The sequence below is a fragment of the Sorangium sp. So ce590 genome (assembly GCF_051521365.1).
GTDB lineage: Bacteria > Myxococcota_A > Polyangia > Polyangiales > Polyangiaceae > Sorangium.
Genome location: NZ_CP150346.1, coordinates 10,729,962 through 10,756,200 on the forward strand (window position 1 = coordinate 10,729,962; position 26,239 = coordinate 10,756,200).

20 protein-coding genes are annotated in these 26,239 nt (G+C 70.7%); 12 read left to right on the forward strand and 8 right to left on the reverse strand.

Translation table 11 applies throughout. The features are described from left to right. Window position 1: 1 nt before the first annotated feature. The gene (locus WMF28_RS40750; protein WP_437599116.1) at window positions 2-898 is read left to right on the forward strand and encodes a formylglycine-generating enzyme family protein; all 897 of its coding nucleotides are present in this window, start codon (window positions 2-4) and stop codon (window positions 896-898) included. A 142-nt stretch (window positions 899-1,040) separates the two neighbouring features. Further along, complete coding sequence (locus WMF28_RS40755) at window positions 1,041-2,282, forward strand: CinA family nicotinamide mononucleotide deamidase-related protein (protein ID WP_437599117.1); 1,242 nt, start codon at window positions 1,041-1,043, stop codon at window positions 2,280-2,282. Between the two features lie 16 nt (window positions 2,283-2,298). On the opposite strand, the gene clpB is transcribed toward WMF28_RS40755, so the two are convergent. From clpB to dnaN, 4 genes are all read right to left on the reverse strand, one after another. Next, window positions 2,299-4,908 carry an ATP-dependent chaperone ClpB gene (gene clpB, locus WMF28_RS40760; RefSeq protein WP_437599119.1) on the reverse strand — a complete coding sequence of 870 codons (2,610 nt, stop codon included), beginning with the start codon at window positions 4,906-4,908 and terminating at the stop codon, window positions 2,299-2,301. Window positions 4,909-5,084: 176 nt separating this feature from the next. Then, window positions 5,085-7,583: a DNA topoisomerase (ATP-hydrolyzing) subunit B gene (gene gyrB, locus WMF28_RS40765; protein WP_437604364.1), complete on the reverse strand. Its 2,499-nt coding sequence runs from the start codon at window positions 7,581-7,583 to the stop codon at window positions 5,085-5,087. A gap of 434 nt (window positions 7,584-8,017) precedes the next feature. Next, window positions 8,018-9,169 (reverse strand): DNA replication/repair protein RecF, encoded by a 1,152-nt coding sequence (gene recF, locus WMF28_RS40770; RefSeq protein ID WP_437599120.1) that lies wholly within the window; start codon window positions 9,167-9,169, stop codon window positions 8,018-8,020. Next, the gene (dnaN, locus tag WMF28_RS40775) at window positions 9,166-10,296 is read right to left on the reverse strand and encodes a DNA polymerase III subunit beta (protein ID WP_437483150.1); all 1,131 of its coding nucleotides are present in this window, start codon (window positions 10,294-10,296) and stop codon (window positions 9,166-9,168) included. Before dnaN ends, recF begins: the two co-directional genes overlap by 4 nt. Before the next feature lie 794 nt (window positions 10,297-11,090). Between dnaN and WMF28_RS40780 the strand changes: the two genes are divergently transcribed. The 4 genes from WMF28_RS40780 (at window position 11,091) to istA (ending at window position 15,685) form a co-directional block, all read left to right on the forward strand. Beyond that, window positions 11,091-12,449: a serine/threonine-protein kinase gene (locus tag WMF28_RS40780; RefSeq protein WP_437599121.1), complete on the forward strand. Its 1,359-nt coding sequence runs from the start codon at window positions 11,091-11,093 to the stop codon at window positions 12,447-12,449. Further along, on the forward strand, window positions 12,415-13,131 hold the full coding sequence (locus WMF28_RS40785) for an ATP-binding cassette domain-containing protein (protein ID WP_437599122.1): 717 nt from the start codon (window positions 12,415-12,417) through the stop codon (window positions 13,129-13,131). The genes WMF28_RS40780 and WMF28_RS40785 overlap by 35 nt, the downstream gene beginning before the upstream one ends. Before the next feature lie 722 nt (window positions 13,132-13,853). Further along, on the forward strand, window positions 13,854-14,219 hold the full coding sequence (locus tag WMF28_RS40790) for a hypothetical protein (RefSeq protein ID WP_437599124.1): 366 nt from the start codon (window positions 13,854-13,856) through the stop codon (window positions 14,217-14,219). Then, a complete protein-coding gene (istA, locus tag WMF28_RS40795) occupies window positions 14,216-15,685 on the forward strand; it encodes an IS21 family transposase (RefSeq protein WP_437599125.1) in 1,470 nt (489 codons plus the stop codon). The genes WMF28_RS40790 and istA overlap by 4 nt, the downstream gene beginning before the upstream one ends. Before the next feature lie 411 nt (window positions 15,686-16,096). Here the strand turns inward: istA and bioD are convergent, their stop codons facing one another. The 3 genes from bioD to zapA all read right to left on the reverse strand — a co-directional run bounded on the left by bioD (window position 16,097) and on the right by zapA (window position 18,348). Further along, the gene (gene bioD, locus WMF28_RS40800; RefSeq protein ID WP_437599126.1) at window positions 16,097-16,792 is read right to left on the reverse strand and encodes an ATP-dependent dethiobiotin synthetase BioD; all 696 of its coding nucleotides are present in this window, start codon (window positions 16,790-16,792) and stop codon (window positions 16,097-16,099) included. Then, the gene (locus WMF28_RS40805) at window positions 16,789-17,943 is read right to left on the reverse strand and encodes an aminotransferase class I/II-fold pyridoxal phosphate-dependent enzyme (protein ID WP_437599127.1); all 1,155 of its coding nucleotides are present in this window, start codon (window positions 17,941-17,943) and stop codon (window positions 16,789-16,791) included. The genes bioD and WMF28_RS40805 overlap by 4 nt, the downstream gene beginning before the upstream one ends. 75 nt (window positions 17,944-18,018) lie before the next feature. Further along, window positions 18,019-18,348 carry a cell division protein ZapA gene (gene zapA / locus WMF28_RS40810; protein WP_437599128.1) on the reverse strand — a complete coding sequence of 110 codons (330 nt, stop codon included), beginning with the start codon at window positions 18,346-18,348 and terminating at the stop codon, window positions 18,019-18,021. A gap of 250 nt (window positions 18,349-18,598) precedes the next feature. Between zapA and WMF28_RS40815 the strand changes: the two genes are divergently transcribed. Continuing rightward, a complete protein-coding gene (locus tag WMF28_RS40815) occupies window positions 18,599-19,213 on the forward strand; it encodes a hypothetical protein (RefSeq protein ID WP_437599129.1) in 615 nt (204 codons plus the stop codon). 81 nt (window positions 19,214-19,294) lie between these two features. Here WMF28_RS40815 and WMF28_RS40820 read toward each other — a convergent pair whose 3' ends face one another. Further along, a complete protein-coding gene (locus tag WMF28_RS40820; RefSeq protein WP_437599130.1) occupies window positions 19,295-20,101 on the reverse strand; it encodes a hypothetical protein in 807 nt (268 codons plus the stop codon). Between the two features lie 201 nt (window positions 20,102-20,302). Here WMF28_RS40820 and WMF28_RS40825 point away from each other — a divergent pair, with 201 nt between their 5' ends. The 5 genes from WMF28_RS40825 (at window position 20,303) to ald (ending at window position 26,236) form a co-directional block, all read left to right on the forward strand. Next, window positions 20,303-20,641: a DUF167 domain-containing protein gene (locus WMF28_RS40825; protein ID WP_437599131.1), complete on the forward strand. Its 339-nt coding sequence runs from the start codon at window positions 20,303-20,305 to the stop codon at window positions 20,639-20,641. Next, window positions 20,638-21,435, forward strand: coding sequence for a diaminopimelate epimerase (gene dapF / locus WMF28_RS40830; protein ID WP_437599132.1), 798 nt, complete (start codon window positions 20,638-20,640; stop codon window positions 21,433-21,435). Before WMF28_RS40825 ends, dapF begins: the two co-directional genes overlap by 4 nt. Beyond that, window positions 21,432-23,318: a diguanylate cyclase domain-containing protein gene (locus WMF28_RS40835; RefSeq protein WP_437599133.1), complete on the forward strand. Its 1,887-nt coding sequence runs from the start codon at window positions 21,432-21,434 to the stop codon at window positions 23,316-23,318. The genes dapF and WMF28_RS40835 overlap by 4 nt, the downstream gene beginning before the upstream one ends. Window positions 23,319-23,354: 36 nt before the next feature. Next, window positions 23,355-24,971 (forward strand): DUF4388 domain-containing protein, encoded by a 1,617-nt coding sequence (locus WMF28_RS40840; RefSeq protein ID WP_437599135.1) that lies wholly within the window; start codon window positions 23,355-23,357, stop codon window positions 24,969-24,971. 152 nt (window positions 24,972-25,123) lie between these two features. Beyond that, entirely contained in the window at window positions 25,124-26,236 is a 1,113-nt protein-coding gene (ald, locus tag WMF28_RS40845; protein WP_437599136.1) for an alanine dehydrogenase, read from the forward strand. Window positions 26,237-26,239: the final 3 nt, after the last annotated feature.

Here is a 26,239-nt window from a genome sequence, read left to right on the forward strand (position 1 = left end):
GGTGGGGGCAGCACCGGGTGCCGGAGGGGCGGCCGGCTGGAAGGCCGGTCTCGCTGCGGGCGCAGCCCTCCTGATCGTCGGCATCGCCGCGCTCGCCCGCCATCGCGCCGGACCGCCGGCGCGCTGCGCGCCGGGGATGGTCGCGCTCGGCCCGCGGTGTTGCGGCGAGGGCCAGCGCCTCGAGGCTGACCGCTGCGCCGGCGCGCCGAGCCGCTGCGGCGCAGGCCTCGCGCCGACCCCCGCCGGCTGCGTCGCGCCGAGCGCGACCGTACGCATCCCCGCCGGGACGCTGCGGCTCGGTCCGAGCGACTGGGAAGCTCAGGGCGTCGTCGAGGCGCGCGAGGTGTTCGTCCCGGCGTTCGCGCTCGACGCGTTCGAGGTCACCGAGCAGCGCTACGCCGCCTGCCTTGCGGCCGGCGCGTGCGCCTCGCTGGCGCTGCGCGATGAGCCAGGCCTCCCGGTGACGAGGATCACCCTGGAGGAGTCCGCCCGCTACTGTGCCTTTGCGGGCGGGGCGCTCCCTTCGCGGGATCAGCTGGCCTTCGCTGCGGCGGGCCCCTCGAGCCGGCGGTACCCGTGGGGCGACACGGGCGCGGTCTGCCGGCGCGTCGCCTTCGGCTTGCGGGCGGGCCCATGCGGATGGGGCGCGACGGGCCCGGAGCTCGCCGGCTCGCGCCCTGACGGCGCCGCTCTGCACGCGGGCGGGCGCGTGTTCGACCTGGCCGGCAATGTCGCCGAGTGGGCGGCCCCGGATCGGCCCGAGGACGGGGTCTCGGGGGCTCACGGCGGATCGTGGGCCGACGAGGCAGCTGCGGCGCTCCGCACCTGGAATCGGCAGCTTGTTCCGGTACTCACTCGCTCGCCGGATCTCGGCTTCCGGTGCGTCTATCCTCCTTGAGCGCACGCCGCGCCCCTCGCGCGCCGCGTTGGAGGGGGAGAGGGGAGGGGAGAGGGGAAGGGGAGGAGGCCGACGACCGATCTCAAAACAGTCCGGAAACGCGCTCCGTCTGGTCCGGATTGGGTTACAGTTCCACTTCCCAATGGCTGTCGCGCTTCTCTCGATCGGCACCGAGCTCACCCGCGGCGAGATCCTCAACACCAACGCGGCCTGGCTCGCTGCCGAGCTCACCGCAGCGGGCTTCACGGTCAGCGAGTCCACGACCGTCGACGATGACGTCGATCGCATCGCCGCCGCCGTCCGCCAGCTCGCGGGCGCGCACCGGCTGGTGATCGCCACCGGCGGTCTGGGTCCCACCACGGACGACCTCACCCCGCTCGCCGCAGCGCGCGCGACAGGCACCGACCTCGTGCGCGACGACAGCACGTTGCTCGCCATCCGCCGCCGCGTCGAGAGCCGTGGCAAGACGATGAACGCGGGTCACGAGAAGCAGGCCGACGTCCCTTCCGGCTCGGAGATACTGCCGAACTCGTCCGGCACCGCGCCCGGCTTCGGGATCCACCTCGGCGAGTCCACGGTCTTCTTCCTGCCGGGCGTGCCGCGGGAGATGAAGAGCATGTTCACCGAGCAGATCTTGCCGCGCGTGCGGCCGGCCGCTCCGAACAACACCTTCCAGGTCCGCCTTCGCACCTACAGTCTGCCCGAGTCCGCGCTGGGCGAGCTCCTGAAGGGCGTGGAGGAGGCCTATCCCGGCATCACGCTTGGCTACCGCGTGCATTACCCGGAGGTCGACGTGAAGGTCCACGCTCACGCCGCCACGCACTCGATGGCGCACGAGCTGGCGTTGAGGGCGACGGCCGATGTCCGTGGGCGGCTCGGCACGGCCGTGTACGGGGAGGGGGACGACGCCTTCCCGGAGATGGTCGGGCGCTCCGTGCGCGCCCGCGGCTGGCGGCTCGCCGTCTCGGAGTCGTGCACTGGCGGGCTGATCTCTCACCTGCTCACGAGCTACCCGGCGAGCGACTACCTGGTCGGCGCCGCCGTCACGTACGCGAACAGCGCCAAGACGCGGCTGCTCGGCGTCGCGGAGGACACCCTGCGCGGCCACGGCGCGGTGTCGGCCGAGGTCGCCGCCGAGATGGCCCAGGGCGTCCGCCGCCTCTGCGAGGTCGACGTCGCCATCTCGGTCACCGGCATCGCCGGACCGACCGGCGGCACGGCGACCAAGCCGGTCGGCCTTTGCTACTGGGCTGTGTCGCACCCCGGCGGCCTCGTCGTGCGCGACCGCGTGTTCTCGGGGGATCGCGAAGAGGTCCAGCTCGGCGCCGCCTACGCCGTCCTGGACCTCCTCCGCCGCATCGCCGGCAATCTCCCCGAGCGCTGACGCGGGCTGACGACCGTCAGTTGGGCGCCGCGCGCGTGAACGTGAGCGCGCCGCCCGCTCGGTCGATCTGCACCGTGTCGCCCTGCTTGAACTCGCCGCCGAGGATCCGCTTCGCGAGCTCGTCCTCGATGCTCCTCTGGATGGCGCGCTTCAGCGGCCTTGCGCCGTACTGCGGATCCCACCCCTGCTCGATGAGGTAGCCCTTCGCCTCCGACGAGATGGTGAACAGGAGCCCGCGCCGATCCAGGCGCCTTCGCAGCAGACCGAGCTGGATATCGACGATCTTCTCCATCTGCTCGCGCTCCAGCCGCCGGAACACGATGAGATCGTCCAGGCGATTCAGGAACTCGGGGCGGAAGTGCCTCCGCACCTCCTCGACGACGGCCCTCCTCACGAGCTCGGCCTTCTCTTCCGCCGGCAGGTTCGCGCGCTCCTCGATGGCCGCGGCCGCGGGCGTCCCGAGGTTGGATGTCAGGATGATGATCGTGTTCTTGAAATCGACCGTGTGCCCCTGCCCATCGGTCAGGCGCCCGTCGTCGAGCACCTGGAGGAGCGTGTTCCAGATGTCCGGGTGCGCCTTCTCGATCTCGTCGAACAGCACCACGCTGTACGGCCGCCGGCGCACCGGCTCCGTGAGCTGGCCGCCCTCCTCGTAGCCGACGTACCCGGGCGGCGCGCCGATCAGGCGGGCCACCGCGTGGCGCTCCCCGTACTCGCTCATATCGAGCCGCACCATGGCCCGCTCGTCGTCGAAGAGGATCTCGGCGAGCGCGCGCGCGAGCTCGGTCTTGCCGACGCCGGTCGGCCCGAGGAACAGGAACGACCCGATCGGCCGCCGCTCGTCCCCGAGGCCTGCCCTCGAGCGCCGGATGGCGTTCGACACCGCGCGGAGCGCGTCCTCCTGCCCGACGACGCGCCGGCGCAGCTCGTCCTCCAGGCGCAGGAGCTTCTGCATCTCGCTCTCGAGCATCTTGGACACGGGGATCCCGGTCCACTTCGAGACGACCGCGGCGATGTCCTCGTCGGTGACCTCCTCCTTCAGGTAGCTCTCCTTCGACTGCACCTGCGCGAGCGTGGCGCGGATCGCCTCGAGCTTCTTCTCGATCTCCGGGATCCTGCCGTAATGGATCTCCGCGGCGCGCCCGAGGTCGCCGGCGCGCTTCAGGCGCTCCTCCTCCAGCTTGAGCTCCTCGATCTGCGGCTTGAGCTGGCGCAGCTCGGAGATGAGCTCCTTCTCTCGCATCCACTGCGCCCGCATCGCGTCGCGCTGCCCCTGGAGATCGGCGATCTCGCGCCGCACCTCGTCGAGGCGCGCCTTGCTCGCCTTGTCGCTCTCGCGCTTCAGCGCCTGCTCCTCCATCTGCAGCTTGAGCAGATCGCGCTCCACCTGGTCGATCGGCGTGGGCAGGCTGTCGATCTCCATGCGGATCTTCGACGCCGCCTCGTCCACGAGGTCGATCGCCTTGTCGGGCAGGAACCGCTCGGTGATGTACCGATTCGACAGCACCGCGGCGGCCACGAGCGCTGCGTCCTGGATGCGGATCCCGTGGTGGACCTCGTACTTCTCCTTGAGGCCTCGCAGGATGGCGATCGTGTCCTCGACGCTGGGCTGCGCGACGAGCACCTGCTGGAACCGCCGCTCCAGCGCCGCGTCCTTCTCGATCCGCTTCCGGTACTCGTCGAGGGTGGTCGCGCCGATGCACCGCAGCTCGCCGCGCGCGAGCGCGGGCTTCAGCATGTTGGCCGCGTCCATGGCGCCCTCCGCCGCGCCGGCGCCCACCAGCGTGTGGAGCTCGTCGATGAACAGGACGATGCGCCCGTTCGAGCCCTCGATCTCCTTGAGCACCGCCTTCAGCCGGTCCTCGAACTCGCCGCGGAACTTCGAGCCCGCGACCATCGCGGCGAGGTCGAGCGCGGCGACGGTCTTGTCCTTGAGCGACTCCGGCACGTCTCCCGCCACGATCCGGTGCGCGAGGCCCTCGACGATGGCCGTCTTGCCGACGCCGGGCTCACCGATGAGCACCGGGTTGTTTTTTGTGCGCCGCGAGAGCACCTGAATCACGCGCCGGATCTCCTCGTCTCGGCCGATCACCGGATCGATCTTGCCCTGTCGGGCGAGCTTCGTGAGATCGCGCGTGTACTTCTCGAGCGCCTGGAACTTCCCCTCGGGGTCCCGGTCCGTCACGCGCTGGTTGCCGCGCACGGCCGCGAGCGACGCGAGGAGCTTGTCGTACGACAGCCCTGCTCGCTCGAAGATCGACTGGATCTCCTTGTCGGCCTTGATCCCGGCGAGCAGGACGTGCTCTGTCGAGATGTACTCGTCCTTGAGCGCCTTCGCCTCGTCCTCGGCCTTTTGCAGCACCGTGAGCGCGCGCCGCGACAGGTTCGGCTCGGCGCCGCCGCTCACGCGAGGGTAGGTGTCGATCTTCGCGTCGAGGAGGCGCAGCAACCCTGCCGGATCGGCGCCTGCCTTCTGCACAAGGGGAGCGCCGACGCCGCCGTCCTGGCCGACGATCGCCCGCACGATGTGCTCGGGATAGAGCTCGGGATTTCCCCGGCGGCTGCCGAAATCGACAGCCTCTCGTATGGCCTCTTGGGCCTTCGTCGTCATTCGCTCGATTCTCATGGCCCCTCGAAGCTAAGGCGCGCGCCTTGGCTAGCAAGGGGCCGACCAGGCAAGGGGCTTGCCAGAGATACCGAGCGGACGCATCCGGTGATCGATGCAGCGCCAGCGCCGCGTCAACCCCAGGTCCGCGCGACCCGCGCGCGGCGCCGCGCAGGAACCGCGCGCCGGATGCAGGATCAGATGTCGAGGTTCTTCACGTTGAGCGCGTTCTGCTCGATGAAGTTGCGCCGCGGCTCGACCTGATCCCCCATGAGGATCGTGAAGAGCTCGTCCGTCTTCACCGCATCGTCGATGCGGACCTGGAGGAGGGTCCGCGCGTCCGGGTTCATCGTCGTTTCCCAGAGCTCATCGGCGTTCATCTCGCCGAGGCCCTTGTAACGGCTGATCGCGATACCCTTCTTGCCCCGCTCTTCGATGTACTCGACCAGCGTCTCGCCGTTCTCGATGGTCTCCTCGCCGCTCGAGGTGCGGGCCCGGTACGGCGGCGCGCCGATGGACCGGAGGTCCTGCTCGATCGACCAGGCCTCCTGGTACTCCGGCGAATTCACCAGCTCCCAGTCGATGACGCTCCTTCGAGCGCTCGCGCCGGGTCGCGGCACGACCTCGATCCGGCTCGTCCCGTGCTCGGTGTCCCGGGGCGTCGCCAGCGTGAGCGGGAACAGGTCCGGATAGCGCTGCTTCAGGTAGGCCCGGAGCTCGTCGGCGGCCGCGGCGACCTTCTTTGTCTCCCGCAGGTCGTCGCGCCCGAGCCCGCTCGACCTCAGGACCGCGGCCACGATCCGGGCGTCACAGCGCTTGTCGATGTTGGACAGCACGGCGCGGAACCGCTTCAGCCGCTGCGCGAGGCGGTAGAGCGGCTGGCCGAGGATGCCCGTCTGCGCGCCGCTGGCGACGATCTCGAGCCCGTCCACGGCGTTGCCCACGAGGAACTCGTCCAGCGCGGCCTGGTCCTTCAGGTACAGGTCCCGCTTGCCCTTGCGCACGCGGTAGAGGGGCGGCTGCGCGATGAACAGATACCCCTTCTCCATGATCTCGGGCATCTGCCGGAAGAAGAAGGTCAGGAGCAGCGTGCGGATATGGGAGCCGTCGACGTCGGCGTCCGTCATCAGGATGATCTTCTGGTAGCGGAGCTTGTCGATCTCGAAGCCGCCGGCGTCGTTGATCCCGCAGCCGAGGGCGGTGATCAGCGTGCCGACCTCGGCGGAGCTCAGCATCCGGTCGAGCCGCGCCCGCTCGACGTTGAGGATCTTGCCCTTCAGCGGGAGGATCGCCTGGAAGTGCCGGTCGCGCCCCATCTTGGCGCTGCCGCCGGCGCTCTCGCCCTCGACGATGTAGATCTCGCTCTTCTCCGGGTCCTTGGACTGGCAGTCGGCGAGCTTGCCCGAGAGCGACGTCACGTCGAGCGAGCCCTTGCGGATCACCTCGCGGGCCTTGCGGGCCGCCTCGCGCGCCTTCGCCGCGACGACCGCCTTCTCGATGATCTTCTTCGCGCTCTGCGGGTTCTCCTCGAAGTACTGCCCGAGCTTGTCGCTGACGGCGGCCTCGACGATGCCTTTGACCTCGCTGGAGACGAGCTTGGATTTCGTCTGCGAGTCGAACGACGGGTCCGGGTGCTTGATGCTGAGCACGCACGTCAGGCCCTCGCGCGCGTCCTCGCCCTGCAGGCCCTGCTTCAGCTCCTTGAAGAGGTTGTGCGCGCTCCCGTAGTTGTTGATCGTCTTCGTGAGCGCGGCGCGGAGCCCGGTGAGGTGCGTGCCGCCGTCCCTGTTGTGGACGTTGTTCGTGTAACAGAAGATCGCCTCCGTGTAGGAGCCGTTCCACTGCAGCGCGACCTCCACGCCGACCGGCGGCGCCCCCGGGCTCCCGCGGCCGTTCGTGGCCTCGCTCCCGGCGCTCATCTCATGCTGCGAGATGAAGCTGATCACCTCCTCGTGAATCGGCTCCTTGGTCTTGTTGAGGAGCGCCACGAACTCCGCGATGCCGCCCTTGTACTCGTAGGCTTCGACTCTCCCGTCGGGGCGCTGGTCGTGGAGGTGGATGACGAGCCCGGCGTTCAGGAACGCGAGCTCGCGCAGGCGGCTCGCGAGGATGTCGAAGCTGAACTCGACCGCGCTGAAGATGACCGGATCGGGCTTGAAGGTGATCTTCGTCCCCGTCTTGTCCGTCACGCCGATCGGCTTGAGCGGCGCCTTCGGCACGCCTCGGGCGTACTCCTGGAACCAGAGCTTTCCCTCGCGCTTGATCTCGAGCTTCAGCCACTCGGAGACGGCGTTCACGGCGCTCACGCCGACGCCGTGCAGGCCCGCAGAGACCTTGTAGCTGGAATTGTCGAACTTGCCGCCGGCGTGGAGGACGGTCATGACGACCTCTGCGGCGCTCACGCCCTTGGCGTGCATCCCGACCGGGATCCCGCGGCCGTTGTCCTCGATCGACACCGAGCCGTCGAAGTGGACGGTGATCCTGATCTCCGTGCAGGCGCCGGCGAGGTGCTCATCGACGGCGTTGTCGACGGCTTCCCACACGAGGTGGTGCAGCCCCGATCCGTCATGCACATCGCCGATGTACATGCCGGGGCGCTTTCGCACCGCTTCAAGGCCTTCGAGCGCCGTGATGCTGTGGGCGTCATACGACGCCTTGGTGAGGTCGGTCGGCTGGCTCAGGGTGGGTTCCGTCATCATCGGTCCTGGTGGCGCGCCCGCCGCCTCTCACCGGGGGCGCAGAGCGGCGGAGGCCGCTCGGATTGCCGGGTTTCTTGCAGTGGAGGGGCCGGCTCGGTGGCAGCTCGTCAGGTGGGACCCGGGGTGCCGCGGCCGCGGCGCCGGATCGGTTCCGAGGGCACGAACGATCATGCGCGGACCGCTCGTCGATGCCCCGTAAAGACTGCGGAAATGTAGCCGAAATCAGCGGCTCGGGCAAGCGTTTCGCCGAGTCCGGAAGCCTCGTAACACCGTATTTTCAGCGCCCGGCGCGGGCGCGTCCGGAGCGCCCCAACTCGTGGGCTGGGGGGGCGATCAACGCGTCTGGCGGCGCTCATGGGTCGCGGCGGGACTTGGCGCGCATCCGCCCTTCAGCGTCCGCTCGGTAAGCGCCCGCGCGCCCTCGACGCACGTCAGCTGAGCGCGCCGCCTTCAACGTGAAAATCGCGCCGCTCCGACGGAGCGACGCCCGGCGTGACGATGAGATCGCGCCGCGTGGTCGTCAGGAACACCTGTCCACGCGCCATTCCGAGGAACGTGAACAGCGCGGCCGTCCGGTCGGGATCGAGCTCGCTCGACACGTCGTCCAGCAGAAGAATGGGCTCTACGCCCCGAACGGACGCAATGGCAGCGGTCTCGGCCGCCTTGAGCGAGAGGGTGAGGGCCCTGTGTTGCCCCTGGGAGGCGACCACGCGGGCGGGGTGCCCATCGAGCTCGAGCAGCAGGTCGTCGCGGTGGGGGCCGAAGCCGGCGCTCGGCCGGTGGGCGTCGCGCCGGCGGTGTTCGCGCAGCGTCTCGCGCGCCTGCTGGGCGTCGCTGGTGCCTCCCGGCGCGTAGCGGGCCGCCAGGATCAGGTCCGGCGCGGCGATGCGGGTGAAGGCGCGCGTGAGCTCCGGCGCCAGCGCCTCGACGGCGGCCTCGCGGGCGCGGGTCAGCGCCGCGCCGTGGACGGCGCAGAGCTCCTCGAAGGCGTCGAGCTCGGCGCCCGCCTGCGTGGACCCGCTCCCGCCGCGTTGGAGCACCTCGTGGCGCGCGCGGAGCGCCTGCGCGTAGCGGGCGCGGTGGTCGGCGCTCTGCGGATCCATGAAGAGCGCCAGCCGATCGAGCAGCGTGCGCCGCGCGCTCGCGGGCCCGGTCGACAGCGCGAGCTCCTCCGCGTGGAACGCGACGACCGGCGAGCGCGTCGCGAAGCTCGCCAGGCTCGGGGGCCGGTTGCCGTCGATCCGCACGACGCACCGCTTCTGCTCGACGGCGGCGGTCTGCTCGCGCCCGAGGGGCGGCAGCGCGTCCCGTCGCTCGACGAAGCGCGCCCGCGCGCTCGTGACGTCGGCGCCGTGGCGCACGAGCTCGGCCGCGCGGTGGGTGCGGAAGCTGCGCGAGGTGGCCGCGAAGTAGATGGCCTCGAGCAGGCTCGTCTTGCCTTGACCGTTGTTGCCGGCGATCACGTTGAGGCGCGGCGCGGGCTCGACGTCCACGCGGCCGAGGTTCCGGAACTCCCGGATCTGGAGCCGCTCGAGCAGCAGGCTCGGGAGGCGTCCCTGGAGCTCGTCGGTGGGCGCGCTCAAATCCGCATCGGCATGATGACGGCGACGTAGCTCTGCTGGTTCGACTCGCTGCCGGGCCGGAGCACGGCGGGGTCGAGCTCCCCGGAGATGCCGAGGACGACCTCGTCGTCGTCGATGGAGGCGAGGACGTCGAGGAAGTACTTGGCGTTGAAGCCGATGGTGACCTCGGGGCCGTTGTAGTCGACGGCCAGCTCGTCGAAGCCGGCGCCGGTGTCCGGGCTCTCGCTGGTGATCCGGAGGGTGCCGGGCGCGATCGACAGCTTGACGCCGCCGGTGCGGTCGTTGGCGGCGAGCGCGATGGCGCGGAGGGCCTCGGCGAACGCGACGCGGGGCGCGCGGACCGAGCGCTCGGTGACCGAGGGGATGACCTGCTGGTAGGGGGGGAACTGCGCGTCGACGAGCTTCACCGAGAATTGCATCCCGGCGATGTTGAAGAACGCGTTCGGCCCGCTCTGGGTGATGGCGACCATCGGGGTCTCCTTCTCGGCGCGCGCCTCCTCGGCGAGGCGGCGGAGCTCCGTGATCGCCTTGAGCGGGATGAGCATGGTGGCCGTGGCGGAGCTGCCGGAGACGGTCGCCTCCATCTTGGACAGGCGGTGGCCGTCGGTGGTGACCATCCTGACGCGGTCGCCGGCCCACTCGAACAGGGCGCTGTTGACGTGCGCGCGCGTCTCGTCGGTGGAGATCGAGAAGTGCGTCCTGGTGATCAGGAGCGCGAGCTGCTCGACGGGGAGCTCCAGCGAGGGCGCGTCGTGCGCCGGGACGGGCAGCTGCGGGAACTCCGAGCCGGGGAGGCCGGGGAGCGTGTAGCGCCGGGGTGATCCGACGGCCTTGAGCGACGTGTGCGCGCCCTCGGTGGTGGTGATCTGGATCGGGCCATCGGGCATGGCTTTCACGCGCTCGAGCAGGTCCCTGGCCGGGACCGCGACGGTGCCGCCGGTCTTGATGTCCGCGTGCGTCTGGCCGGTGACCCCGATGTACAGGTCGGTCGCGGCGACGCGGACGGCGTTGCCCTCGGCGGCGAGCAGGACGTTGGCGAGCGCCGGCATGGCGCTCTTCTTGTCCGCCACGCCTTGGCAGCGTGCAACGAGGCGAAGCAGATCTTTCTTGGGGATCACAAGGTCCATAGCCGACTCCGGAGCTGCTCCCTTTAGCAGGGTTATCGCCCGGGCGTGCCTCGGAAATGAGCGCTCCCGTGACCTTGCGGGACGCCTCTCTCTTCCATGAAATAGATAAATAAAGACAACGTCTTCGTCGTAGGTGCTGTGGAGGGCGGGGATAACTCAGATTTCACAATAAATACGAACAGTTAGAAGCTAGCGCCCTGGGGTAAATGGACCGTGCTCAGGGGTAGGTGGACAGGGGAGAGCTGGCGGGCGGCGAGTCTCCCCCGTTTTGCCCCCAGGGTTCCCGACGGGGTTATCCCCAAGATCCCCGGGGTGGGTGCGGGAATGTAGAACCGAGCGCGACGGGGCACGCGTTGACCTGATGCGCTGTGCAGTTCCGAGCAGCACCCGGATGGAGTATTGCAAAATGTACGGACTTGAGTTCGGTGCGGTGCATCCACTGCGGTAACCACCACGACGGTGCGGCGGTCGTGTGTCCGGCGACCGGGCTCGTGGTTGCGTCGTGCGAGGCGCCCTCGTCGTCCGGTGGGCGGGCTGCTGCGGCTCCGTTGCAGCCCGTTCCACGGCCGGCTGCGCCGCCGAGATCGGCGGCTCCCGCATCGAGCGGACTGCCGCCCCCGGGGGGAGCGCCGCCTTCATCGAGGTCGGCGCCTCCGTCGCCGAGGGGGGGGCCGAGCTCAGCCACGCGCGGCGCGCCGGCGCCGCGTCCCGAGCAGCGCGCCGTGGCGTCGCGCGCACCGCCGCCTGTCCGTGCGGATGACGCGCGGATCGAAGCGTGGTCGGAGAGCCATCGGGTGGGTGCGTCGTCGGGGCGCTCGCTGCTCGGCCACGTGATCGGCGACAAGTACGGGGTCACCGCCATCATCGGGGAGGGCGGCATGGGCGCGGTCTACGAGGCCGAGCACCTCCAGATCGGTCGGCTGGTTGCCGTCAAGGTGATGCATCCGCGGGAGACCCAGAAGCACGAGGCGATCTCCAGATTGGAGCACGAGGCGCGGGTCGCGGGGCGGATCGGTCATCCGAACATCTGCGAGGTCTACGACATGGGGTGGCTCTATGACGGCAGCCCCTACCTTGTGATGGAACGCCTGCACGGTGAGACCCTGGCGCAGCGTCTCGAGCGCTGCCGGGTCGTGCCGCCGAGCGAGCTCGTAGACATCATGCTTCAGGTGCTCTCGGCGCTGGTGACGGCACATGAGCGGGGGATTGTCCACCGTGACCTGAAGCCGGAGAACATCTTCCTTTCGGAGCGTGCCGGCATGTTGCCGGTTGCCAAGCTGCTCGATTTCGGCATCTCCCGGGCGTCCGGAATGGATGGGATGGCGATGGATCTGACCCGCACCGGCATGGTGATGGGCACGCCGTACTACATGGCGCCCGAGCAGGCTCGAGGGGACGCGGAGCTTGACCACCGGCTCGATCTATGGGCTGTGGGCGTGATCCTCTACGAGGCGCTGACCGGCCAGCGCCCGTTCGTGGCGCGCAATTACAACGCGCTGCTCGTCCAGATCCTGACGCTCTGGCACCGCCCTGTGACAGCGCTCGATCCGACGACGCCGCCCGGGCTCTCGCGCCTTGTGGATCGCGCCTTGGCGAAGGAGCGCGAGGAGCGCTTCCAGAGCGCCCGGGAGTTCCAGATGGCGCTGCGGCGGTTCAAGAACCAGGTCCCTATGTCACAGAAGCGCCGGCTGGAGGGCGTGGCGGTCCAGAGCATCGTCGAGGATCGGAACGACGATGGGACGATGACGTTCGCGCGGCTTGGGGGCGAGCAGGACACCGGCGATCCTGGTCGATTCGTCGTCGCGGGCGCTCACCCTGAGCCGGAGGCGGCGAGGAAGGGACCTCGAGTCACGGACGGCGGCAACGGGGTCCAGCTGCGTCACAGCGCGTGGTCGCCACCGGCGATCGGCGCATCGAGCGACCGGGGCGCTGTACGCAGGCGGAGCGAGCCGGTCGCCGAGGTGGTGGACGGACAGTTCCGGGACGACGAGGCGGAGGATCGTCCGACGATCCCGTCGCTGCCCCCGCTCGATCGGGGCACGGATCTCTCGGACGATACGGAGGCGACCCTGGTTGATCCGCCTGCGTTCCCGGAGGACATGACCACCGTCGTTCGGGGTGAAGGTCGCACGCGAGGCGGCGGCCAGAGCTGACCGCGGTGTGGAGCGCAGAAGCGAGGTGAGCGCAGTGGATGCGATCGAGCGCGTGGTGGCGCGTGGCGTCGTGAAGACGTACGGAACGACGGCGGCGCTGCGTGGCGTGAGCGCGACCGTCGAGTCGGGGCGGTTGACCCTCATCGAGGGGGCGAACGGATCAGGCAAGTCGACGCTGCTCGGCATCCTGGGCACCGTGATTCGTCCCACGTCGGGTGCTGTCACCTACGAGCCGCTGGGGGACGACGCGGGGCTGGTTCGCCGCACCATCGGCTGGTTGTCGCACGAGTCGCTGGCGTACCCCGATCTTTCCGGCCGGCAGAACGTCGAGCTGGCGGCCGGTTTCCATGGTCTGGACGCGCACGAGGCGTGGCGCCGCGCGGAGGAGCGCTTCGAGCTGGGGACCTTCGCGTTGCGACCGCTGCGCACGTGCTCGCGCGGCCAGCGGCAGCGCATCGCGCTCGCGCGAGCGCTGGTTCACCATCCCTCCCTGGTCTTGCTGGACGAGCCCACGACGGGCCTGGACCGCTCTGGTGTCGCGCGGCTCCTCACGGTCGTGGACGCGGAGGTCGCGCGGGGCGCCGCTGTGGTTGTGGTCTCGCACGAGCCGGACGTCTTCCGGCATCGAGCTGCCGCTCGTCTCGTGCTGGAGCGGGGTCGGGTCGTCACCGAGTCGACCTGAGCCGGCGAGGAAGCAGCCCGGGCAGTTTCACGTGAAACAAGGTCGTCGCCCTCGTCTGCTGGCTGCTGAGCCCATCGTGCCCGACAGCGGCGACTCGCGCTGAAACGATGAGTGAGCCGGGGTGCCGCACCGGGCTCGTGAGAGGCAAGCGTCCGAGACGCCGACGCTTTCAGTCGAGGAGCAGCAACACCGCCGGGCTCGGCTGCACTTCTGCCGATTCGTCCCGGTGAGAGGGCCGCTTCGGGGTTGGCCACCCGGACACGTGCGCGAGAGCTTTCGGCGTCGAGAGCAAGCTCATCCTGTGCGCTCGGCGGAGTCTTTCGGTCGCAGCGAGGAGGCGGGGCAGGTGAGTGCGCGCGGTGAGAACCGGACCCTGTAGGTGGCCACCCGGATCCGCGGAAATTGGACGCGAACTGGCCCCCGGAGATAGCCCGCCCGTAAAATTGCGGGCGTCGGCGTGACAGCGTGGGGGCGCGCCGATCATCGCGACCACAACCGGGTGTACCGGGAGAGGCGCCGCGAGGCCGAGCGTGCCGCCGAGCACGCCGCCGCGCGCGAAGGCGGCAGCGAGACCCCGCCGCCGCCTTCGCCTCGCTGCGTGACGGATCAGGCTGCCGAGAAGTTGGCCTTTGAGGTCACCGTCGCTCCGCCCGAGAGCGCGCCCACCGCAGACACACCGGCCGCGTCGCACTCGGCAGGAGATGCAATCGATGGATACGACGATGGTGAGATTGTCCCCGGAGCCGACGCGCACGCGCCTGCTCATCACGCAGGGACCGAAGGACATCGGCAAGGTGATCCTGCCGCCGGCGCCGCTCGTCCACCCGCGCGCGGCGGCGACGTTGCTCGAAGGGCTCTCGCTCTTTGTGGGAGAGCGGCTCTGCGTTGTGCTGTGTGTGGACGAGCAATCGACCTCGTCGTGCGAGCTCGGCCTCCTCGACGGCCTCGGCTACGGCGAGCGCAACGTCTTTTACGAGGTAGGCGTGGCTGCACGCGTGTCACCCGCCCGTCGTCGCGCGGCGCGCGCCCTGCGGCTGCCGGGCGACTTCCGTGACCTGAGGCAACTGTCGTGGGAGTGGTCGCGATGACGATCGATCGACAGACCGAGGCCGAGATCCGCCGTCTCTACTTCAGCGAGCACTGGAAGAAGGGCACGATCGCGGAGCAGCTCGGCCTGCACCACGACGTCGTGGACCGTGTCGTCGGTCCCCACGGCCCCTCGCCGAAGGACGGGGGGCCGCGCCCGAGCGTGCTCGACGCCTATCAGGGCTTTGTGCTGAGCACGCTCGATCTTCATCCGACGCTGGTCGCGACACGCCTGTACGACATGATCGTCGAGCGCGGCTACACCGGCAGCATCCGGACGCTCCGGCGCTTCGTGCTCCTGAATCGTCCGGCGCCAAGGCACGAGGTCTACCTGCGCATCGAGACGCTTGCGGGCGAGCAGTCGCAGATCGAGTGGGCCCACGTCGGCAAGCTCCGCGTCGCCGGCGGGGTGCGCCCGCTCTACTGCTTCGTGCTTTTGCTGCGCTACTCGCGCGCGATCTGGGCAGAGCTCGTGCTCGAGCAGACGACGGCGAGCCTTGTCCGCTCGCTCGTGCGCGCGGCAGAGTACTTCGGCGGTGTCACGCACGAGTGGCTCTTCGACAATCCGAAGAGCATCGTCGCGGCGCGAGAGGGCAGCGCGCTGCGCTTCCAAACCGAGCTCATCGAGCTCGCCTCGCAGCTGCACGTCGCGCTGCGCGCCTGCCGGGTGCGCAAGCCCACCGACAAGGGCGGCGTCGAGCGGGCGATTCGCTACTTGAAGACACGCTTCTTTCCGGCGCGCACGATCCCCTCGATCGAGAGCGGCAACGCGGCGCTGCTCCACTTCCTCGAGACGGTCGCGATGCAGCGCCGGCACCCGACCCAGAAGGACCGGACCGTCGGGGAGGTCTTCGCCGAGGAGAAGGCGCGGCTGCTGCCGCTGCCGGGCGCCACGATCCCGACCGAGCTCGTGACGAGCGTGCCCGCGGACAAGACCGCCTTCGTGTCTTTCGACGGCAACCGCTACTCGGTCCTTCCTGAGGCTGCGGATCGCACTCTGCGGCTCGTCGCGACCGACGTCGAGGTGCGCCTGCTCGACGAGGGCCGCGTCGTCGGGCAGCACGCGCGCTCGTGGGCGAAAGGCCAGGTCATCGAAGCATCCGAGCACCGCGCCGCGTTGCTCGCCATCAAGGCGGGGGCGCGCGATGGCAAGCGGCGCGACCGGCTCCGCGCCGAGGTCCCCCAGGTCGAAGCGCTCATGCGCCTCTGGCTCGCCGACGGACGCAATGTCGGGTCGCTGGTGGCGCGGACAACCAAGCTGCTCGACCTCTACGGCGCCCGCGTGCTCGCGGTCGCGGTCGAAGACCTGCTCAAGAAGGGAAGCCACGACTACGGCGCGCTGGCCATTTTGTGCGAACAGAGCCGCGCGCGCCCGCGCCCTGTGCTGCCAATCGAGCTCGGGCCCCACGTCGTCGACCGTGACGTCATCCCCCACGATCTCGGAAGCTACGATGACGACCGAGAATGACCCCGCCGAGGCGCTCCGCGCCCTGGGATTCCGCGCCTCCCCGGAAGCCATCCGTGCGCTCATCACGCACGCGACGAAGAGCAAGATGTCGCCCGCAGAGCTCTGTCTGGAACTCGCCACGCTCGACAAGCGCGAGCGCGACCAGAGAAACCTCGCGGCGCGCACCAAGGACGCGACGCTCGGTCCGGTCAAGCCGCTCGATCGCTTCGTCTGCCGGAAAGCCGGGGGCTCAGGCAAGTCCGGCGGGGTTCCCGCACCCCGCGACGAGCTTGGGCGACATGAGCATGCTCGACCCGAGGTTGACGGCAGGCCTGATGACCTCGGAGAGCAGGGTGATTCAACCGTCCTCGGCCGAGACCCGGCGGACGTCGAACCAGACGCTCGTCCGCAGCTCCGAGCGCGATCGCATTCCTACATGCCGAGTCGCGCCAAGGTGAGCGCGGCGGCAGCAAGCGACGCCGGCGCTGTGGGGAGGGCACGCGGCATCACAACGCCATCCCGAGCAATGCCCAGCATCTCGAGCTCCCCCGTGTTGGTCCCGGTCGATGCGTCAGGTGCTGCCGGCGGGTTCAGCACCACCAGGGCTGGCGGCAGGCCAGGGGCGAGCGCGCGCAGGGCCAGCATGCAGCTGGCCACTTCATGAAGGATGCCGAGCCGGTCGAGGCCGACAAGCACGACGGCGTCAGGAGCGAGCGCGCGCACGAGATCTGCGTTCGTCACGCCCGGCCCCAGAGGGGAGAGGAGGGCGCCGGCGCTCTCGATGATCACCAAGGGAGCCTGCTGCCTGTCGACCCACGCGGCCACGAGATCCAACGAGATGCCTCGGGCGCAGCGGCGTGCCGCCAGATGGGGCGAGAGCGGCTCCAGAAAGCGGTACGGCGCCGGCTCGGGCTGGACCGAGCTGACCAGGGCGAGCTGATCGGCGTCGCTCGTCGAGAGGCCGTTCACGCCCGACTCGATGGGCTTCAAGCCGCAGACCTTGTCGCCGCGAGCTGCCAGCGCGGCGACGAGCGCCACCGATGCGTGCGTCTTGCCTACCCCGGTCCCCGTTCCGACCACCGCGACCCGGAGCTGCCCTGTTTCACGTGAAACAGGACGGCCCCTCATCGGAGCGCCTCGCGGAACCCTGCGAGGGCGCGCACCACGTCGACCTCCGACAGGGACGCGCTGGCCGTGATGCGGAGCCGCGAGGTGCCCGCCGGCACCGTCGGCGGTCGGATCGCCTGGACAAGGATGCCCTCCCGCGCGAGGCGCTGGGACATCTCCACCGCGGCACCCGGCGACTTCAAGATCCACGGCAGGATAGGGCCCGATGAACCCGGGAGCAGCGGGGCGCCCAGCGCGTGCAGGCCCGCGCGGAGCTGGCGCGTGATCATGGCCAGGCGCGCCCGAGCGGCATCGTCAGCAGAGGCACGACGGACGCGGTCCACCGACGCCAGGGCCACCATGGGGCTGATGCCGGTCGAGAAAACGAAGCTCCTGGCGCGATTCCACAGGTAGGTCCGCAGCGTCGTGGAGCCCGCGACGAAGGCGCCGTGGAGCCCGAGCGACTTGCCGAGCGTGCCGATGAGCACGTCAGGGCGAACGCCAGTCTCGGCGCAAAGGCCAGCGCCGCGCGGCCCACAGATGCCAAGGGCATGCGCCTCGTCCACCACCAGCGCGGCGTCGTGATGGTCGCACAGCGCGCGGAGACGGCGCAGGTCGGGGTTGTCGCCATCCATGCTGAAGAGCGATTCGGTCACGACCCACCGGCAGCGAGCGCCGCGGCTGCGCACGAGAGCGCTCTCGACCGCCTCGACGTCAACATGGCGAACCACCTCGACCGCCGCTCCCGACAGACGGCAGCCGTCGATCAGCGACGCGTGGTTCAGGGCGTCCGAGACGATGACATCCCCCGGCCTGGCCAGCGCGGTGACGGTCCCGACGTTGGCCGCGTACCCCGAAGAGAACAGGAGCGCCGCGTCCATCTCCAGCCACGCAGCGATCTCTCGCTCGGCCATCAAGTGGGCCTCGTGCGTCCCGCTGACGAGGCGGGACGCGCCCGCACCGCTCGCGGCCCCGCCTTCCGAGGACCAGGGGAGAGCGGCGTAGCCGAGATAGTCGTTGGAGCACAGCACCAGCATCCCGGCGACAGGCGGGGCGGCCGCAGGCATGCGCAGCAAGCCCGCGCGTTCCAGCTCGGAGAGCTCGTCCTGCAGGTGCCGGAGGGCACTCACGCCATCGGGCGTCGACGCGTGGGGAAGGGGAGCTTCATCCATGGATGCAGGCATGCCATCTCCAGTCAGCAGCAGGGCCGTCACCAGGGACGCCCGGGCGGTTGAAGGGGCTCCGGCTCAGGGCGTGCTGCCGTTCGCTTCACCCGAAGACGGCGATTCCGGGCCGGCGCCGAGCACCGCGTCCACCCGCTGCAGGATCCGCCCGAACGCATCCCGCGCGCGCCCGGCGACCAGGGCCGTCCGGGTTCGCTCCTGCTCCAGGTCGTGCGCGAGCGCGATGGCGGCCAGCAACATGGCCTGGGGGGTCACAGAGCGGCCGGCGGGCACAACGGTGGCGAGCTTCTGATCCACGACAGCAGCGAGCCGCTGGAGCTCCTCATCGCTCGCGGAAGTCACCACGCGGTAGGTCTGACCCCCCACCCGTAGCTGCACGGTGCGGCGCGCCATAGCCCCCGGACGCTACCACGAACCCCGCCAGACGCGCAGAGCGGCATGCACTGTGCGATGTGCGAACGGAGCGATCCGCGCCGTGACCAACGTGGCAATCGAGCGCCGGATCGAGCGCCGGCGAACCGCGAGACCCGCGCCGAGATCTGGCCGGAAACCCCGGAGACGAGCCCCGGACAACCGCGCTGAACAGCGCCGATCGCAGAATTCGAGCGCGCTCCCTGGCAGCGCCCTGTAGCATCGCCCCATCATGGCTACGGCGGGCCGCCCAGCTGCCTTGATTGCCGCCCTCCTGGGGGTCGTCCTCGTGCACGGCACTGCCCGCGCCGAACCCCAGGCGAGCGCCGGCGTCACCCTCGGCCTCGCCGGCGCCGGCCTCGAACGGCGGCTGTGGGACACCACCGTCTTTCACGCTGGGCTGCGGGGAGACGTCCTGTTCGGCCGCACCGCCAACGACGACTTCGGCGTCGGACCCTATGCCGAGGTGCTCACCCACGCCTTCGACGAGCTCCAGGCCGGCGCGGGCGTCTCGGCGCTCGTTCCGGTCCTCGACTCGTTCCCGCTGGTCCTCTCCGCAGGGATGTACGGCCGGTGGAGCGACGACGCGAAGGCCGTGGAGCCGGGGATCGCCGCCGGCGTCTTCTGGGGGGTCCGCAGCTACAACTTCCACTCGCGCTACGCGATGAGCACAGGGCTGCTCGCCCAGATGCGGCTCGGGCTCGGCGACTCGAAGGAAACCGCGGTCGTCCTCGCCGCCCAGGTCGACCTCGCGCTGCTCGGCCTCCCGTTCGTCTATCTGTTCAATGCGATGAAGGGACCGTCACCCGAGGCAGCCCCGGTGCGCCGCGCTGAAGCGACGCCGTGACGGCGCTTCGAGTCAGCGCCCGGGGGAGGGCTCCTGGCTCCACCCGCCAGCCATCCCCGGCGGGATCGCCGGGGCACGGCGCTACAGGCGCCTGGCTTTGTAGTCCTCGCAGGTCGTACCCAGGTCGCGGCAGTCAATCGGGCCCCGCCTGCCGGAGCAGGTACGCTCGATCTCGTCGAGTTCCTGGCACACCTTCTCCGTGGAGCCTGTGCAGCAGTTTTCCGGGTGTGTGACGCACGGGCTACAGTCGAAGCAGACCCGGACAGGGTAGGACCACTCGGCGGTCTCGACCTCCTGGCCGCCCAGCGTCCTGCCCCGCACCACCACCGTCGCCACGACCTCGATGTCGCGGCGCCCGAGCTCCGCGGACCGGCGGCCCAGGCTATCCATCGTGGCACCGTCGATCAGGAGGACCTGGGTGCAGTTGTAGCCGGGGTCGTCGCCCGTCCCCGGGTCGACCAGGCCCGTGATCGGAACCACGTACCCCTCCGTCACGGGGTTGCCCGCGAGGTCGGCGACGCGGACCTCGGCTTCGTAGAGCTGGACACGCGACGTCTCGGTGCGGAGCACGTCCGAGTCGCCGCGCTGCACGATCTGGTTGCCCACGAGGAGCGTCGCCGAGTGGCTTAAATTGAACGCGGCATCGACGGAGTCCTCGGTCATGAACTCCTCGCCAGGGCCGCAGGCCACCGTGCAGTCCTCCGTCGGCGCCATGCGCATGCGGATGAACAGGCTGCTCTCGTTGCTGGCGCATGCGGACGCGAGCAGACCACCCGACGCCGCGAGCAGCGCGAGCGCACACAACCTCCTCGCAAGGCCGGACGTCGCGGCCACCGACCCTTGTCCTTCATCAGTCATGGCAAACGCCTCCACCGCGGAAATGAGCATCAGCGGCGACCATCGAGAACCGCCGGCGCAAGTCGCCCCTGCCGGATCGTGTTGCGCGAGCCGCGCCCACGACCTGGTCGAAAAGAGTAGCGGGTCAGCCCGCCGAGCGGCAAATTCGCGGTGGCCGTCCGCCGAGCGACGCTGCCGCGGCTCGCGGGAACCACGCGTGAGCTCCAGATACGCTACGATGGCAACGGCCAGATGAGCAAACCCGAGGAGAGCGATCCCGTCGGTTCATGGAGTCGCCTCGCGATCACCGAGCGCGCCGAAGGCGTGCGCATCTCGGTCCAGGTGCGCCCCAGGTCGTCGCGCTCGGCCATCGCCGGGGTGCGCGAGGGGGCGCTCGACGTGTCGCTGGCCGCGCCGCCCGTCGACGGCGCCGCCAACGCGGAGCTCGTCAAGCTGCTCGCGCGCGCGCTCGACGTGCGCCAGAGCGATATCCAGATCGCCCTCGGCGCGAGCGGCAGGAGCAAGGTCGTCGCCGTCCGCGGGCTCAACGAGACCGAGGCGCGAATGCGGCTCTCCGGAGCGAAGCGATGAGGGACAACGTCGTCCGGTTCGAGAAGTGGGAAGGTCTTGGCAACGACTTCATCCTCGTCGAGGCGGTCCCGATGACCGCCGAGGCGGCGCGGCGCCTGTGCGACAGGCGGTTCGGCGTCGGCGCCGACGGCGTGCTGGTCATCGATCGCGAGCGACCCCGCATGCACGTCTGGAACGCCGACGGGAGCCGCCCCGAGATGTGCGGCAACGGCATCCGCTGCGTCGCGGCCTACCTCGTCTCCCGAGGGACACCCCAGAAGGCGATCACCATCGCGACCGACGCCGGCGACAAGCGCTGCGAGGTCACCCGGGCAGGCGATCGCTTCGACGTGCTCGTCGGCATGGGCCGCGCCCGCATGGGCGAGCCGCTCGCGGTCACCGCGCTCGGCGCGGAGCACCGGTTCGCCACCGTGGACGTCGGCAACCCGCACGCCGTGACGTTCGATCCCTACACCGAGGACGCGATCGACGCGCTCGGGCCGATCGTCGCGACCACGCCGGCCGAGGGCATCAACGTCGAGTTCTGCCGCGTTCGACCGGCCGAGACGGGCGAGGCGGCGTGCATCGACGTGACCGTCTGGGAGCGCGGGGTGGGCCGGACGCTGGCGTGCGGCACGGGCGCCTGCGCCGTGGCCGCCGCGGCGTGCGCGCAGGGCCGCGCACCGTACGGATCGCCCGTCCGCGTGGTGCTGCCGGGCGGCTCGCTGCGCGTGACCGTGGCCGCCGGATCCCTGGAGCTGCTCATGCAAGGCCCGGCGCGCCGGGCGTTCTCGGGCGAGGTGGTGATCGCGTGACCACCTCGCTCGAGGGGGTCTGGAGCCCAAACCGGGCGCCGGTCCACGAGATCTCGCTCAAGGTGCTCGCCGTCATCGCCGACGAGGCGACCCATACGCTGTTCTCGCGGGTCGTCACGTCGGACGAGCTGATGCTCGCCAGCGAGCTCTCGGAGGGGATCGCCCTGGCCGAGGCCGGCGCGCCCGACGTCGCCTTCATCGATGTCGGGCTCGGCGACGGGGCGGGCCTCGCCATGGTTCACCATCTGAAGGCCCTCGCGCCCGAGGCGACCGTCTTCGCGCTGGCGACGCGGGCAGAGCTCGAGGCGGGCGCCCACGCGGTCGCGCTCGGCGGCGCCGGGCTCTTCCTCCTGCCGCTCGGCGGAGACGAGGTGCTGAACGCGGTCGGCTCGGTGCGGGTGCGCTTCGCGGAGCGGGCCCTCCGGATGCAGCTCGAACAGGAGTCGGCGCGCAGCGCGCGCGCGGCCGGGTGGATCGCCCGCGTGGCCGAGCTCGCCGACGCGCGCGACCGCAACGCGGCGGCCCAGCAGCTCGCCGAGGTGTTCGTCGAGGCGACCGCCGCGGCCGCGGCCGCCGTGTACCTGACGGTCGGCGAGCGCTCCACCGAGCTGGCCCGCTCGGCGCTGACCGGGCCCCTCGACCGCGCGCCGGCCTACGGGAGCGAGGCAGACATCCTCGACTTCGCCCGGCGCGAGCAGCTGGTCGTCGTCCCGCTCGCCCTCCGCAGGGTGTCGGCGGGGCACCTCCTGCTCCAGAAGGAGCCCGGTCGCAGCTCGGCGTTCCCCTCGGTCAGGCGCCCGGACAGCAGCGCCTCCACGTCCCGGCGCGCTCCGCTCCTCGACGGCCTCGTCAAGCTGCTCGCCACGCAGGCGACGACGGCGCTCGCCCTGCTCGGCGAACGCGAGCGCTCGGCCGGCGGCGCCGCGATGAAGGATCCGGCGACGAGCGCCTACTCGTTCGCCTACTACGTCGACGTCGCCGGCCGGGAGATCGACAAGGCCAAGCGGCACGGCCGCCGGTTCACGATCGCCACCATCGTGATCGAGCCCGACGCGGCGGCCGTACCGGAGCGCCCGGACGACCTCGCCTTCTGGCGGGCCACGCCGCCGCCCCCCTCGAACACGCTCAACCCGGGTCAAGTCGCCGAGCACCTGCTCCGCGCCGTGCGCGACACCGACATCCTGGCCCGCGTCGACGAGAACGAGTTCCACCTGCTCATGCCCGAGACCGCCGGGCTGGAGGCGCACGCCTGCCACCGCCGGATGCTCTCGCGCGTCGCCGGGAGCGAGAAGCGGGCCGGGTACTTGCCGAAGGGGTTGCTCGTCGGGGTCGCCACGTTCCCGCACGACGGCCAGGGGCTCGCGCAGCTGCTTCGCATCGCCCGGCGGCGCGCCGACGCCACAAAGTCCTCGATCATGCACCGCATCCCCCAGGATCGGCGGACCATCGGCGAGGTCTTCAGCCTGCTCGTGCGCGAGGCCCCGAGCGCCGAGGGTCCCTCCGCGATCTCGGCGCCCAGGGCGCTCGACCTGTCGGTGTCCGATACGGTCCTGCTCACGACGTCGGTGGTCCGCAACGCGCTCCGCGGGGGGGCCGTGTTCATCCTTGTCGCCCATCACGACGGGCTCAGCCTCGGCGCTCAGGTGAAGGCGCTGCTGGCCTCGCCGCGCGACGACGTGGTGGTGCACGCCCTCGACCTGCGATCTTCGCCGGGATGCGACGACATCGAGGCGCTCTGCGTCCTCGCGGAGCACGGCGCGTACGCCCTCGTCGGGCGGAACCAGGGGGGCTTCGTGAAGGGTATCCACGCCGCCGATCCGCTGCTCGCGGACTTCCTCGCCGAGCGGCTCGGCCGCGCGGCCGGGCTGCGGGTCTTCGGCTGACTCGGAGGGCGCCGTCCAGTGTCTCGCAGGGTGCTGTTGGTTGATTCGGATGTGGACGCGCTCGGCGCGCTCGCGTCGGCGTTGAGGGCGCGCGGCCTGACGGTGAACAACGCGAACGGCGCCTTCGAGGCCGTGGAGCAGGCGTTCAAGCGCCGGCCCGACGTCGTGCTCGCCGCCAGGGCGATCGACGAGGACAGCGCGCTCGCGGACGCGTTCGCCGCCGTCCCCGACCTCGCCGACACGCCGATCCTGTTCGTCGTCGACGGCGCCGAGGGCGATCTCGGCCCCGACGACGTCCTGCGTGGCGACGTCGATCACATCGTCTCGCGCATCACCGAGGCCTCGCCGCGCGGCTCCAAGCCGACGCCGCTGCAGGAGATCCGCGGCGACCTCCAGCAGGTGCCGCTCGTCGACCTGCTCCAGCTGCTCGCGATGAACCGCCGGAGCGGCGTCCTCGGGATCACCACGCCGATCGGCGCCGGCGAGCTCCGGCTCTCGGCGGGGGAGGTGATCGACGCCGTCTACCGCCTCCTCGAAGGGGAGAAGGCGCTCTACCGGCTGCTCGGGGAGCGCGACGGCCACTTCGCGTTCTCCCCCGGCGAGCCGACGAGCGCGCGCCGGCTCATGGTGCCGACATCGCGGCTCCTGATGGAGGCGCTCCACCAGGTCGACGAGGTCCAGCGCCGGCGCATCGAGCTCGCGCCGGCCGGCGAGGCCTTCCTGGTGACCGAGCCGTCGAGCGACGATCTCGACCTGCCGCCCCTCCACAGCCACGAGACCTTCAACGTCGGCGCGGCCTCCGGGGGCACCGAGGTCGCGGCGGACGAGGCGAGCGCCGCGACCTCGGTGCCCGACATCACCGCGCCGATGCCGACCAGCGCGGCGCGCGGGAGCCGCGGTGGATCGATGCCGCCGCCGCCGCCGACGCTCCGCGCGGCCGAGTCGACCGCGCTCAAGCTCGAGGCGATGCGCTTCCCGACGGCGCCGCCTTCGTCGCTCGGGGAGCCGACGGAGCGCGGGGTCGTGGCCGAGAAGCTCACGGCGCTGCTCCAGATGCCGCACAACCTGGACGAGCTGCTCGACGAGATCGGCGCGCCGGATCTGCTGATCCTGGAGGTCCTGATGGAGCTCACCGCGGCCGGGAAGATCCGCCGCATCTCGCTCGCCGACCTCACAACGCCGTTCGCCCCGCCGGAGCACTTTCCGGTGCTCCGGTCCCTTGTGACGCGCCTGGCCCGGCCGGGCTTCGCGCCGCCGCCGCACCTCGTCATCGCGGCGAGCGCGCGCCGCATGACGATGCTCTCCCACGCCGTCCGCCGCATCGCGGACGCCGTCGTCCCGGCCGAGCCGCCGCCGCACGCGCCGCTCCCGAGGCCGCTCGGCGTGATCCGGCTCGGTGACGGGGTCGAGCTCGCCCTGATCGGGCTCCCCACCGAGGAGAGCTTCGCCCCCACCTGGGCGCTCGCCCTGCACGGCGCGGCCGCGGTCGTCCGGCTCGGGGACGCCAGGGAGGACGCGCTGGCGGCGCACTGCGAGGCGCTGGAGCTCCTGCTGCTCGACGCAGAAGCCATGTTGGGGCCGCTCGATCTCGCCTCTCCAGGACAGATCACGCTGCTGGTGCGCGCCGCGCTCGAGGCCGCCGCAGGGGTGTGAACAGCTGACACGAGGGCCGATTCGAACGGATCTTCCGAGGTTTCTCGCCTCGAAAACAGCCTCCGTATCGGTGGCTTGCAGGGTTGCAAGGGCGCGTTTCTGCTATCGTCGCAGACGCCTCGCTCTGCAGTTCGGCGAGGAGAGGAGCGAGCGTGCTTATCGGAGTCCCCAGGGAGATCAAGACACGTGAGTACCGCGTCGGCATGACCCCCGCGGGCATCCGGGCCATGGTGGGGCACGGGCACAGGGTCCTCGTGGAGTCCGGCGCCGGCGAGGGCAGCGGGCTCTCGGACGAAGCCTACGTGCGGGCGGGCGCCGTCATCGCACGATCGGCAGCGGAGGCGTGGAGCGCCGACATGGTCGTGAAGGTGAAGGAGCCGCTCCCCTCCGAGTACGGCCACTTCCGCCAGGGTCTTCTCCTCTATACCTACCTGCACCTGGCCGCCGAGCCCGATCTCACGAGGGAGCTCACCAGGCGCGGCGTGACCGGCATCGCGTACGAGACGATCCAGCACGAGGACGGCTCGCTGCCGCTGCTCCGTCCCATGAGCGAGGTGGCCGGCAGGATGGCGGTCCAGGTCGGCGCCTCGTGCCTCGAGAAGGAGCGGGGCGGCAAGGGCGTGCTCCTCGGCGGCGTGCCGGGGACGCGGCGCGGCCGCGTGACGATCCTCGGCGGCGGCGTGGTCGGGCGGAACGCGGCGACCATCGCGGTCGGCATGGGGGCGCAGGTCACCGTGCTCGACGTGCGCGCCGAGACGATGAGCTACCTCGAGGACGTGTTCGGCGGCGCGATCGAGACGCTCTACTCCAACGCGGAGAACATCGAGACGATGTGCGAGCGGGCCGATCTCGTGATCGGCGCGGTGCTCGTGCCCGGCGCCAAGGCGCCCCTGCTCGTGACCGAGGACCACATCCGCTGCATGGAGAAGGGGACCGTCGTGGTCGACGTCGCCGTGGATCAGGGGGGCTGCATCGCGACGTGCCGACCGACGACCCACGACAACCCGACCTACGAGGTGCACGGGGTCGTCCACTACTGCGTCGCCAACATGCCCGGCGCGGTGTCGCACACGAGCACCTGGGCGCTGACGAACACGACGATCGGCTATGCGGTGGCGATCGCCAACCAGGGCATCGCCGCCGCCGCCAGGGCCGACCAGGCGGTGGCGCTCGGCATCAACACCCACGGCGGACACGTGACCTACGGCCCCGTCGCCGCAACCCACCGGCTGGAGTACGTGCCGGTCGAACGCGCGCTCGGCTGAGCC